Origin of the sequence: Saccharothrix sp. NRRL B-16348, assembly GCF_001280085.1 — a bacterium.
In the GTDB taxonomy this organism is placed as follows: domain Bacteria; phylum Actinomycetota; class Actinomycetes; order Mycobacteriales; family Pseudonocardiaceae; genus Actinosynnema.
Window position 1 is genome coordinate 1 of the sequence record NZ_LGED01000020.1, and the last position, 12119, is coordinate 12119.

At 71.8% G+C, this 12119-nt stretch carries 11 protein-coding genes; 6 read left to right on the top strand and 5 right to left on the bottom strand.

Going from position 1 to position 12119, the window contains the following annotated elements:
- The first annotated feature begins 224 nt into the window (after positions 1–224).
- A complete protein-coding gene (locus tag ADK67_RS04885) occupies positions 225–2492 on the top strand; it encodes an AAA family ATPase (RefSeq protein ID WP_053715182.1) in 2268 nt (755 codons plus the stop codon).
- A 16-nt stretch (positions 2493–2508) separates the two neighbouring features.
- Here ADK67_RS04885 and ADK67_RS04890 read toward each other — a convergent pair whose 3' ends face one another.
- Both ADK67_RS04890 and ADK67_RS04895 read right to left on the bottom strand, forming a co-directional pair.
- Positions 2509–3150: a LytR C-terminal domain-containing protein gene (locus tag ADK67_RS04890; protein ID WP_053715183.1), complete on the bottom strand. Its 642-nt coding sequence runs from the start codon at positions 3148–3150 to the stop codon at positions 2509–2511.
- Positions 3147–3443, bottom strand: coding sequence for a DUF3263 domain-containing protein (locus ADK67_RS04895; RefSeq protein WP_053715184.1), 297 nt, complete (start codon positions 3441–3443; stop codon positions 3147–3149). Before ADK67_RS04895 ends, ADK67_RS04890 begins: the two co-directional genes overlap by 4 nt.
- 111 nt (positions 3444–3554) lie before the next feature.
- Here ADK67_RS04895 and ADK67_RS04900 point away from each other — a divergent pair, with 111 nt between their 5' ends.
- Positions 3555–4139 (top strand): peptide deformylase, encoded by a 585-nt coding sequence (locus tag ADK67_RS04900; protein WP_053715185.1) that lies wholly within the window; start codon positions 3555–3557, stop codon positions 4137–4139.
- 389 nt (positions 4140–4528) lie between these two features.
- On the opposite strand, the gene pssA is transcribed toward ADK67_RS04900, so the two are convergent.
- The 3 genes from pssA to moeA all read right to left on the bottom strand — a co-directional run bounded on the left by pssA (position 4529) and on the right by moeA (position 7608).
- Complete coding sequence (gene pssA / locus ADK67_RS04905) at positions 4529–5500, bottom strand: CDP-diacylglycerol--serine O-phosphatidyltransferase (protein ID WP_053715186.1); 972 nt, start codon at positions 5498–5500, stop codon at positions 4529–4531.
- Between the two features lie 4 nt (positions 5501–5504).
- Positions 5505–6218: a phosphatidylserine decarboxylase gene (locus ADK67_RS04910; RefSeq protein WP_053715187.1), complete on the bottom strand. Its 714-nt coding sequence runs from the start codon at positions 6216–6218 to the stop codon at positions 5505–5507.
- 175 nt (positions 6219–6393) lie between these two features.
- On the bottom strand, positions 6394–7608 hold the full coding sequence (moeA, locus tag ADK67_RS04915; RefSeq protein ID WP_053715188.1) for a molybdopterin molybdotransferase MoeA: 1215 nt from the start codon (positions 7606–7608) through the stop codon (positions 6394–6396).
- Between the two features lie 54 nt (positions 7609–7662).
- On the opposite strand from moeA, the gene ADK67_RS04920 reads away from it, so the two are divergent.
- The 4 genes from ADK67_RS04920 to groL all read left to right on the top strand — a co-directional run bounded on the left by ADK67_RS04920 (position 7663) and on the right by groL (position 11804).
- Complete coding sequence (locus tag ADK67_RS04920; protein WP_053715189.1) at positions 7663–8307, top strand: AIM24 family protein; 645 nt, start codon at positions 7663–7665, stop codon at positions 8305–8307.
- An 80-nt stretch (positions 8308–8387) separates the two neighbouring features.
- Positions 8388–8594 carry a cold-shock protein gene (locus ADK67_RS04925; RefSeq protein ID WP_033432301.1) on the top strand — a complete coding sequence of 69 codons (207 nt, stop codon included), beginning with the start codon at positions 8388–8390 and terminating at the stop codon, positions 8592–8594.
- A gap of 111 nt (positions 8595–8705) precedes the next feature.
- On the top strand, positions 8706–9965 hold the full coding sequence (locus tag ADK67_RS04930) for a serine/threonine-protein kinase (RefSeq protein WP_053715190.1): 1260 nt from the start codon (positions 8706–8708) through the stop codon (positions 9963–9965).
- Between the two features lie 216 nt (positions 9966–10181).
- Positions 10182–11804, top strand: coding sequence for a chaperonin GroEL (groL, locus tag ADK67_RS04935; RefSeq protein WP_053715191.1), 1623 nt, complete (start codon positions 10182–10184; stop codon positions 11802–11804).
- Positions 11805–12119: the final 315 nt, after the last annotated feature.

The window sequence follows — 12119 nt, forward strand, 5'->3', positions numbered from 1 at the left end:
GCCCGTCGCGCCCCAGCCCGTCGCGCCCCAGCCCGTCGCGCCCAAGCCCCGTCACGCCCAAGCCCCGTCACGCCCCAGCCCAATTCCGGCCCCGCGATCCGTCCCCGTCGCCCGATCCGGCCCTGCAACTCGCGCGAGTTCGTCGCCCGAGCGAAACCAGGCACTTGAGCCGACCCGCCCCGACCACGCGCCCCCGACCGCCCACCCCAACTACGCTCACCCCCGTGATCACGTTGACCGCCCGCCTGTCCCCCTCGGCCCTGGACACCCGCCGCGGCGTGGTCCGCCTTCACCCGGAGGTGCTGGACGCGCTGGGCCTGCGCGCCTGGGACGCGGTTCGGCTGACCGGTGCCCGGGTGACCGCCGCCCTGGCCGCCGCGACCGCCGGCGACGGACCGCCCGGCGTGGTGCTGGTCGACGACGTGACCCTGTCGAACCTCGGCGTGGTGGAAGGCGCGGAGGTGGTGGTGGCGCCGGTGGACGTCGCCGCCGCCCGCTCGGTCACCGTGGCCGGATCGCGCCTGGCCGGCACGTCCCTCACGCCCGAGACGCTGCGCATGGCCCTCACCGGCAAGGTGCTGACTGTCGGCGACGCCGTCTCCCTGCTCCCGCAGGACCTGGCCCCACCGCCCGGCTCGGACGTGAGCGCCACGCGGCGCAAGCTGTCCAACGCCATCGGCATGACGTGGACCAACGAACTGCTCACCATCACGTCCGCCGACCCGGCCGGCGGGCCCGTGGCGGTGCAGCCGTCGACGGTGGTCGGCTGGCGCGACGGCGCACGCACGGGCGACGCGCCGGCGGTCGTGTCGGGAAGCGGCACGAACGCCGGCACGAACGCAGGCACCACCGTGACCACGGGCGCGGGCGTCGCGGCAGGCACGGGATCGGTGGGGGCGAGCGCGGCGGAGGTCGAGGTCACGACGCCCGCCGTGCCGGTGGCCGACCTGGTCGGGCAGCAGGAGGCCGCGAAGCGGTTGGCGGAGTGGTTCGACCTGACGTTCAGCCACCCGGAGCTGCTGGCACGGCTCGGCGCCGCGCCGCGGCTGGCGGCACTGATCAGCGGACCCGAGGGCGTCGGCAAGGCGACGTTCGTGCGGGCCGTCGCCCAAGGCGCGGAGGCCACGGTGGTAGAGGTCGCCGCGCCCAGCATCGCGGTGCTGGAGGCGAACGCGGCGGCGCAGCGCGTCGCCGACGCGCTCGGCCGGGCGCAGGCGCAGTCGCCCGCGGTGCTGGTGCTGACCGACGTCGAAGCGCTGCTGCCCGCCGCCTCGGCGCCGCCGGTGGCGACGGTCGTGCTGGACGCGTTGCGCGCACGGCCCGACGGGGTCGCGTTGGTGGTCACCAGCGCGCACCCGGAGGCGATCGACCCCCGGCTGAGGGTGCCCGAGCTGGTCGACCGGGAACTCGTGCTGCCGCTGCCCGACGGCAAGGCGCGCACCGAGCTGCTCCGCGTCCTGCTGCGCGACGTGCCCGTCGAGTCCGATGTGGACCTCGGCGTGATCGCCGACCGGACGCCCGGCTTCGTCGCCGCGGACCTGGTGGCGTTGCGGCGGGAGGCAGCGCTCCGGGCGGCGCTGAGGCAACGGGACGTCGACGAACCACGCGTCGGGCAGGCGGATCTGGTGGGAGCGCTGGAGATCGTCCGACCGATCTCGATGTCCACTTCGGACACTTTGCGGACCGGCGGGCTGACGCTGGACGACGTCGGCGACATGACCGAGGTCAAGCAGGCACTGACCGAGGCCGCGCTGTGGCCGTTGCAGTACCCGGACTCCTTCGCCAGGCTGGGCGTCGCGCCGCCGCGCGGCCTCCTGCTCTACGGGCCGCCGGGGTGCGGCAAGACGTTCCTGGTGCGCGCGTTGGCGGGCACCGGCCGGCTGAACGTGCTGTCGGTCAAGGGTGCCGAGCTGATGGACAAGTTCGTCGGCGAGTCCGAACGCGCGGTCCGCGAGCTGTTCCGGCGCGCGGCCGAGGCGGCGCCCGCGATGGTGTTCCTGGACGAGGTCGACGCGTTGGCGCCCCGGCGCGGCCAGTCGTCCGACTCCGGCGTGTCGGACCGGGTCGTCGCGGCGCTGCTCACCGAGATGGACGGCGTCGAGCCGCTGCGGGACGTCATCGTGCTCGGCGCGACGAACCGGCCCGAGCTGGTCGACCCCGCGCTGCTGCGGCCCGGCCGGTTGGAACGCCTCGTCTACGTGCCGCCGCCGGACGCCGAGGCGCGGGCCGAGATCCTGCGCGCGTCGTCGCGGAACACGCCGTTGGCGTCGGACGTGGACCTGGACGCGTTGGCCGAGGAGTTGGACGGGTACTCGGCGGCGGACTGCGCGGCGTTGATCCGCGAGGCCGCGCTGACCGCGATGCGCGAGTCGTTGTCGGCGGCGGAGGTGACGGGCGCCCACCTGGCGTCGGCGCGCGAAGCGGTGCGGCCGTCGTTGGACCCGGCCCAGCTCGCGACCCTCGCCGCCTACGCCAAGTCGCGTGAACGGTGAGGGTGGACGGTGAGGGCTAGGAGACCTTCTTGGCCGGACCCTTGTAGTCGTTGGTGACGATCACGATGATGCCCGGCTGCGCGCTCTGGATCCCGTCGAACCGGGGCTCGACCCGCGCGTTGAGGATGCGGGCCAGTTCGCGCGCCGAGGCTTCCTCGTCGGTGCCGGGGCGGAAGTAGACCGTGGTGGTCCAGATCGTGCCCTGGGAGTAGTTGCCCTTCTCGGCGACTTCCCAGCCGGCGCGGACGACGTCGTCCGACGCCCGGGTGGCCAGGCCCTGCGTGGTGCTGTTGTTGTAGACGCGCACCGGGACCTTGGGCGTCGTGGTCACGGGCGGCGGCGGGGTGTCCGTGGTGGTGCCGCCGGGGTTCGCGGACGTCGTGGGCGCGGTCGTGCCGGCGGGCGGCGACGTTTCCGACGACGACGACGACGACGGTGCGGTCGGCTCGGTGGGTGCGGACGACGTCTCGGAGCCGTCCGACGTGCCGGAAGTCGCTGACGGCGGCGTCGACTGGGCGGCCGGCGGGTTGTCGTCCGGGCCGCCGGTGAACAGGCTGACCAGGCCGATCACCAGGGCGATCACGGCCACGCCGAGCAGCGCGTAGCCCGCGGCGCGTGCCGGGTGCGCGGGGCCTGTCGGCTGTTCCGGGTTCGTCATCGGCGTTCGACGCCCAGCCGCTTCGCCGCGCGGGCGCGTTGCCTGCCGGAGCGGGACCTGCGCAGTCTCTTGATCAACATCGGATCGGCGGCCAACGCCTCTTCCTTCTCGATCAACGCGTTGAGCAGCTGGTAGTAGCGCGTCGCGGACATGTCGAACAGCTCCTTGACGGCCTGTTCCTTCGCACCCGCGTACTTCCACCACTGGCGTTCGAAGGCCAGGATCTCGCGCTCCCGGTCGTTCAAACCGTCGTCCGGCCCCTCCGCCGGCGCCAGTGCCTCTGCGGCGTCCATCTGGCTCCTCAGCCGTGTCCCGTGCGTGGGTGCCATTACATCACGTGATCTTCGCGGGGGGTGGCTCATCGGTCGGCGCGTCCGATCCGACGCGCCGTTAGGCTGCACGCCATGGCAGTTCACCCCATCCGGATCGCCGGAGATCCCGTGCTCCACAACCCGACCCGCCCCGTCGAGGTGTTCGACGAGTCGCTGCGCACGTTGATCGACGACATGTACGAGACGATGGCGGCGGCGCACGGTGTCGGCTTGGCGGCCAACCAGATCGGGGTCGACCTGCGGTTGTTCGTCTACGACTGCCCGGACGACGAGGGCGTGCGGCACCGGGGTGTGGTGGTCAACCCGACGTTGGTGACGTCCGAGGTGCCGCTGGGGATGCCGGACCCGGACGACGATTTCGAGGGCTGCCTGTCGGCGCCGGGGGAGTCGTACCCGACGGGGCGGGCGTCGTGGGCGAAGGTGACCGGGTTCGACGGTGACGGCAAGCCGCTCGAGGTGGAGGGCACCGGGTTCTTCGCGCGGTGCCTGCAGCACGAGACCGACCACTTGGACGGGTTCATCTACCTGGACCGGCTGGTGGGGCGGCACAAGCGCGCGGCGAAGAAGATGATCAAGGCGAACGGGTGGGGGGTGCCGGGGTTGTCGTGGGATCCGGCGACGTCGGAGGACCCGTTTGCGGAGGACGAGGACGACTGAGCGGCACGGATGGGTGCGGGCTCGGGCAGGGCATCGGCGGTGGTGGTTGCGGGTCGGTGGTCTAGCCCGGCTCGATTTGACATGGGGCCCTTACGGGCACCCTATGCAGGCCAAAGCCGGGCAGGCCTGGCGGGAAGAGCGTCCGCCAAGCCTGCCCGGCTTCGACCAGCCTATGGCACCCGAACCCATGTCAAATCGGGCCTCTGCGGGGGTGCGGCGGGTCCGTTGCGGTGGGGTTGGTGCGGTGGAGGTTGGTCGGGCGGCCTCGTTGTTTCAACCGACGTTTCAGGGTGCCGGTAACGGCGTTTCCGTTCATGGTCGGAGTGAAGATCACCCGATCGTGGACGGTGTGACGGGATGAAACAGCAGGTCAGGGGCAGTGTAGCGAGCTACGGGCGGTCATGCCGGCGCAAGCCGATCTGTCGCCAGCCCCGGCGCTTGCCCGGCCGTGTCTGACCGTTGGTCTCCGCCGCCACCTGCGTCGGGTCGACGGTCCGTCGAGGCCGCCGCACGGCACGCATCGCCGCGCCCGCCACCCGGCCGCCCAACGGCTGCCGCAACCCCAACCGCCGTGCCGCCACGCCGTGGGCACGCTTGATCGCCCGCCGATCCGCCGCCGGCACCGACCAGGCCTCTGGGTGCTTCGACAGCCAGCGGTACCGGCGCACCGAGTACGGCAGGTGGCCGAGGTAGACGAGCATCGCGGCGATCAACGCCACCAGTGGGAACGTGATCACGGCGGCGGCCAGCAGTCCGACCAGCACCAGCAGTGGCGCGACGTAGCGCGGTGGCACCTTGATCGTCTTCACGGACAGCGTCGGGATCCGGCTCACCAGCAGCATCGCGACGCCGACGGTCCACACCGCGACGACCGCCGAGTTGGACCACCACCCGGGCCGGCCCAGCTGCTCGTCCACGATCAGCGGCAGCAGCAGCAGCAAGCCGCCGGCCGGTGCGGGCACGCCGACGAAGAACTCCTTCGCGAACGGCGGCTGCTCCACCTCCAGCAGCGTGTTGAACCGCGCCAGCCGCAGAACCATGCACACCGCGAAGATCAGCGCGACGACCCAGCCCTCGCGACCGGGGTCGAACTTCCACACGTAGATCACCAGCGCGGGCGCGACGCCGAACGAGATGGCGTCCGCCAGCGAGTCCAGCTCGGCGCCCATCTTGCTGGTGGCGTCGAGCAGCCGGGCGATCCGCCCGTCCAACCCGTCGAACACGGCCGCCGCCGCGATCGAGCCGATCGCCGCCCCGTACATCCCGATGATCGCGAAGTGCACGGCCGACAGCCCCGCGCACATCGCGAGGACCGTGATGGCGTTCGGCAGCAGCCTGATCCCCGGCCCGCTGGGAGCCATCCGCTCAGCCCTCCGCGGGTAGCTCGGCGAGCACGGTCTCGCCGCCGATCGTGCGCTGCCCGGCCTCCACCAGCACGCGGCTGCCGGTCGGCACGTACAGGTCGACCCGCGAGCCGAACCGGATCAGGCCGTAGGTCTGCCCGGCGGCCACCTTGTCGCCCTCGACGACCTCGCACACGATCCGCCGCGCCACCAGGCCGGCGATCTGCACGACCACCACGTCGTGCCCGGACGGCGTGGTCAGCCACACCGTGTTGCGCTCGTTGTCCTCGCTGGCCTTGTCCAGGTCGGCGGACAGGAACTTGCCCGGCCGGTACGACACCTGCCGCACCAGGCCCGGCACGGGCACGCGCTGCACGTGCACGTCGAACACCGACAGGAAGACGCTGATCCGCGTCATCGGCGTGGAACCGAGGCCGAGCTCGACCGGCGGCACGGCCTCGACCACGTGCGACACGGTGCCGTCGGCCGGCGCGACCGCGATGTCGGGCCGGGTGGGCGTGGTGCGCTTGGGCTCGCGGAAGAACCACGCGACCCACGCGGTCAGCAGGCCGCCGACGACACCGGCGCGCTTGGAGTACCTGCGCAGCAGCAGCGTCGCGACGGCGGCGCCCGCCACGAAGGGACGGCCCGCGGGGTGCATCGGGGGGACGATCCCCCGGGCGAGCTCGAGGAAGTGGGAGACGGCACCACTGTGCTTGTCGCGATCGACGGTCATGGCTCTTCCGTGTCAGGGCAGTGCTTCCGGCCCGCCACACGCTACGCGGCTCCGCCGGCCCACGTCCGGCCCGCCCGTGCGTCCCCCGACGAACGCACGGACCGGCCGAAACTCCGATCACGTCCAGTGTAAGCCGCGTCACACCCGTGATCAACGGCGCAGCGTCAACCCGATGTCACTCTCCGTGCAGGAAACGCACGGCCACCTCGGTGCCCGCCGCGAGTTCCGTGACGTCCTCCGGCACCTCGATCAGGCAGTCGCTGACCGCCAACGCCGACAGCAGGTGCGACCCCGGCCCGCCGACGGGCGTCACCACGCGCCCCGACTCCGGGTCGTACGCGCCGCGCCGGAACTGGGTGCGTCCCGCCGGCGACGTGATCGGCGCGCTCAACCGGGCCGCCGCCGTCGGCCGCTCCACCCGAGAGAACCCCATCGCCGCACGCAGCGCGGGCCGGATGAACACCTCGAACGACACCTGCGCGCTCACCGGGTTCCCGGGCAGCGTCGCCACCGCCACGCCCTGGTAGCGCCCCGCGCCCTGCGGCCCGCCCGGCTGCATCGCGACCTTCGTGAACTCGACGCCACGCCCGGTGAACGCGTCCTTCACCACCTCGTACGCCCCCGCGCTGACCCCACCCGACGTGAGCAGCAGGTCCACCGACGCCAACCGGGGCGCGATCGCCGCGTGGAACTGCTCCACGTCGTCCGGCACGAACCGCAGCAGCTCCGCCTCACCGCCCGCCTCGCGCACCGCCGCCGCCAGCATCACGCCGTTCGACTCGTAGATCTGCCCCGGCTCCAGCGCCACCCCGGGCCCCACCAGCTCCGACCCCGTCGACAGCACCAGCACCCGCGGCCTGCGCCGCACCGGCAGCGTGCCGAAACCCAGCGCCGCCGCCAACCCCAGCTGCGCCGGACCGAGCGGCACGCCCGCGCGCAGCACCGTCGTGCCCACGGCCACGTCGTCCGCCATCCGCCGCACGTTCTGACCCACCGCCACCGGCCGGTCGACCCGCACCACCGCCGTGCCGCCGTCGGTCCACTCCACCTGCACCACGGCGTCCGCGCCCACCGGCACCGGCGCGCCCGTCATGATCCGGTGCGCGGTGCCCGCCGCCAACGGCCCCGACGCCGTCCGCCCCGCCGGGATGTCCTCCACCACCGGCAACTCCACCGGCACGGACGCCACGTCGGCCGCGCGCACCGCGTAACCGTCCATCGCCGAGTTGTCGAACGGCGGCAGCGGCACCGTCGCGACCAGGTCCTCGGCGAGCACCAGGCCGAGGCAGTCGGCCACCGGCGACTCCACCACGGGCATCGCCCCGACCAGCCCGGCGACGCGGGCCTTGTGATCAGCGACTCGGGTCAGCGTGTTCGACACGTGCACCATCCTGCCGCGCCCGTGGCAGACTGCTCCAACCGGCTGATCACGACAGGGGGAAAGTTGCAGGTCCGGACCCGCCACACCCCTACGTTCGGGGTGGCCCGACTCGTCCTGGCACCCGGTGAACCGGTGGTGGTCGAGCGCTCTTCCGTGCTCGCGACCAGCTACGGCATCACCGTGGACGGCCGCACCAAGTCGCCCGGCGTCAGCGCCGCGCTGTGCACCGCAGGCCCCGAAGGCGGCTGGGTGGACGTCGCGCCGCCCCTGCCCGGCGACCTGCACGTGCTCGAACTCGACGCCACCACCGGCTGGTGCGTGTCCCGCGACAGCTGGCTCGCCTGCGCCGCCACCGCCCGCCTCGACCCGTCCGCGCCGCCCGTGCGCGCGCTGCACGGCGGCGACCACGGCTTCCTCACCTACGCGTTCGGCACCGGGCCCGTCGTGCTCAGCTGCTACGGCACGCTCGACGTGGTCACCCTCGAACCCGGCGAACTGGTCACCCTCGCGAGCGGCCACGTCGTCGCGTTCGCCGACACCGTCCAGTGCCGGCTGCGCGCCGTTTCCCCCGACGCGCCCCAATCCGTGCGGAATGGCGAAGGGCTCGTCCTCGACTTCGCCGGACCCGGACTCGTGCTCACCCGGACCCGCAGCCCGCGCGGACTCGTCAGTTGGTTGCGCGACAACGGATTCAGCGCACGCTCATGACTCCATAAGGAGGTATCGGCGAACCCCCTCGTGCCTCTAGCGTGGCGGTTTGCTCAAGGTATTTCTCAAAGGAGGACGTCTTGGCTGTCGGCACGGTCAAGTGGTTCAACTCGGAGAAGGGGTACGGATTCATCGCCGCCGACGGCGGGCCCGATGTGTTCGTGCACTACTCGGCGATCCAGATGGAAGGCTTCCGGACGCTGGCCGAGGGCGACCGCGTGGAGTTCGAGATCCAGGCAGGGCGCGACGGCCGCAGCCAGGCATCGGACGTGCGGAAGGCATCGTGACCTCCGCCCGACCCGTCACCCGGCGGGTCGGGCGTCCTTCCCGGGGGCAGTTTGCTCCGTTTGCCGGGAACCCGGTGTGAGTCCCTGTACGCGGACGTTAGGCTCCGTCGCGTGTCGGAGGACCTGAGCGGGCGACGGCTGGGCCATTACCGGATCGACGGTGTGCTCGGCCGCGGTGGCATGAGCGTGACCTACAAGGCCACGGACGTCAGGCTCGGTCGCAAGGTCGCCCTGAAGGTCATCGGCGAACACCTCACCGCGGACGCCGAGTTCCGGGAGCGGTTCGTCGACGAGGCGCGCAACACCTCGGCGATCGACCACGCCAACATCGTGCCGCTCTACGACTTCGACGAGGTCGACGGGCTGCTCTACATCGCGATGCGACTGGTCGACGGGCAGGACCTCGCGTCGCACATCAAGGACGGCCCGCTCTCGCCCGCGCGCACCCTGACGCTGCTCGGCCAGGTCGCCGAGGCGCTCGACATGCTGCACGGCAAGGGCCTGGTCCACCTCGACGTGAAACCGGCCAACGTGCTGGTCACCACCAAGGAAGCCGCGGGCGAGCACGTCTACCTGGCCGACTTCGGCCTCACCCGGCGCGGCGCCACCGGGCACCGCACCCGCACCGGCGACTTCCTCGGCTCACCCACCTACGCCGCGCCCGAGCACCTGCGCGGCGAACCGCTCGACGGGCGCACCGACCAGTACGCGCTCGCGTGCATGGTGTTCGCCTGCCTCTCCGGGCGGCCCCCGTTCCAGGGCAGCGTGCAGGACGTCATCCAGGGCCACCTCGGCGCGGAGATCCCCCCGCTGACCTCGATGGTGTCGCTGCCGCCCGCGATCGACGACGTGCTGCGCAAGGGCACGTCCAAGGACCCGAACCAGCGGTACGGCTCGTGCGCCGAGCTGGTCGCCGCCGCGCGCGTCGCGTTGTCGGGCGCGCCCCAGGGCGCCCCGCCGCCCCGCCGCACGGACTCCGGCGCGGTGCCGATGGGCCCGCAGACCGGCGGCGTGCCCGTGGCGCAGCAGCAGGGCGGCCCGTACCGGCAGCAGCAGCCCTACCAGCAGCAGCAACCGGGGCAGCCGGGGTTCCTGCACGAGCCCGTGCGGCTGCGCCCGCCCGCGCAGGTCGGGGCGAGCGCGTTCACCACCACCGCCAAGTCCCGGCCGGCGTGGTTCGCGCCCGTGATCGCGGGCGCGGTGGCGATCGTGCTCATCGTCATCCTCGTGGTGATCCTCACGCCGAAGGATGAACCTCCGCGCCAGGGCGGCACCGGCGGCAACGGCGGCACGAGCCAATCCATCGAGGTCGGGGGCACGACGAGCAAGAAACCGCTGCCCACCAGCGTGCCCGTTCGCACGTCCCGCTGACCAGCTCTTCTTGCACTCTCCTCCGTCGAGTGCTAAACACGGTATTGGCACTCGGAACACCCGAGTGCCAACACGCAGGCTGGGACGGTGAGGCCCGTCCCCTGTTGGGGGCTGGTCGTCCGTCGCGGGCACCGAGCCTGGCCGAAGCACCGTGTTCCGCTGCGGGCGCGCGTCCGCAGTGGCCCCATTCGTAATCAGGCGGAGGAACACACCGCAATGGCCAAGATGATCGCGTTCGACGAGGATGCCCGCCGCGGTCTCGAGCGTGGCATGAACATTCTCGCCGACGCCGTCAAGGTGACGCTCGGCCCCAAGGGCCGCAACGTCGTGCTCGAGAAGAAGTGGGGCGCGCCGACCATCACCAACGACGGCGTCTCCATCGCCAAGGAGATCGAGCTCGAGGACCCCTGGGAGAAGATCGGGGCCGAGCTCGTCAAGGAAGTGGCGAAGAAGACCGACGACGTCGCGGGTGACGGCACCACGACCGCCACCGTGCTCGCCCAGGCTCTGGTCCGCGAGGGCTTGCGCAACGTGGCCGCGGGCGCCAACCCGCTCGGCCTCAAGCGCGGCATCGAGAAGGCCGTCGAGGCCGTGACCGAGCAGCTGCTGAAGACCGCCAAGGAGGTCGAGACCAAGGAGCAGATCGCCGCCACGGCGTCCATCTCCGCGGGCGACTCGACCATCGGCGAGCTCATCGCAGAGGCGATGGACAAGGTCGGCAAGGAAGGTGTCATCACCGTCGAGGAGAGCAACGCTCTCGGGCTCGAGCTCGAGCTCACCGAGGGCATGCGCTTCGACAAGGGTTACATCTCCGGTTACTTCGTGACCGACCCCGAGCGCCAGGAAGCGGTCCTCGAGGACCCGTACATCCTGCTCTACGGCTCGAAGATCGCGTCGGTGAAGGACCTGCTCCCGTTGCTGGAGAAGGTCATGCAGGGCGGCAAGCCGCTGCTGATCATCTCCGAGGACGTCGAGGGCGAGGCCCTGGCCACGCTGGTCGTCAACAAGATCCGCGGCACGTTCAAGTCCGTCGCCGTGAAGGCGCCCGGCTTCGGCGACCGCCGCAAGGCGATCCTGCAGGACATCGCGATCCTCACCGGTGGCCAGGTCATCACCGAGGACGTCGGCCTCAAGCTGGAGAACGCCGACCTGTCGCTGCTGGGCAAGGCCCGCAAGGTCGTCGTGACCAAGGACGAGACCACGGTCGTCGAGGGTGCGGGTGACCCCGAGCAGATCCAGGGTCGCGTCAACCAGATCCGCGCCGAGATCGAGAAGTCGGACTCCGACTACGACCGCGAGAAGCTGCAGGAGCGCCTGGCGAAGCTCGCCGGCGGTGTCGCGGTCATCAAGGCCGGCGCCGCCACCGAGGTGGAGCTCAAGGAGCGCAAGCACCGCATCGAGGACGCCGTGCGCAACGCGAAGGCCGCCGTCGAGGAGGGCATCGTCGCCGGTGGTGGCGTCGCGCTGCTGCAGGCCGCCGAGATCGCGTTCCAGGGCCTGAACCTCGAGGGTGACGAGGCGACCGGCGCGAACATCGTCAAGGTCGCCGTCGAGGCGCCGCTGAAGCAGATCGCCATCAACGCCGGCCTCGAGGGCGGTGTCGTGGTGGAGAAGGTCAAGGGCCTGCCCGTCGGCCACGGCCTCAACGCCGCGACCGGTGTGTACGAGGACCTGCTGGCGGCCGGCGTGCCGGACCCGACGAAGGTCACGCGCTCGGCGCTGCAGAACGCCGCGTCGATCGCCGCCCTGTTCCTCACCACGGAGGCCGTGGTGGCGGACAAGCCGGAGAAGGCGGGCGCTGCCCCGGCCATGCCCGAGGGCGGCGGCATGGACTTCTGATCGACCAGGTCACCTGACCAAGGTCTGATCGGCTGAAGTCACGAAGGGCCCGGTTCGCCTCTGGTGAACCGGGCCCTTCGCCGTGCCCGGCCTGAGGTGCGATGGGGCGAGCGTGGGACGTGTGATGGGAGGGCGGGAGGTCACACAATCGGGTGAGATCAACCAAGAAATGTACGGAAACACTGTTACCGCCCCTCGGTTAAAACCAGACGGAACCCCGAACCACCCCACCTGCCTCAACCCGCCCACCCCGCCTGACTGCCGGCCCGACTCACCTGACCGCCCGCCCCGCCTGCCGCCCGCCAGTCCGGTCCA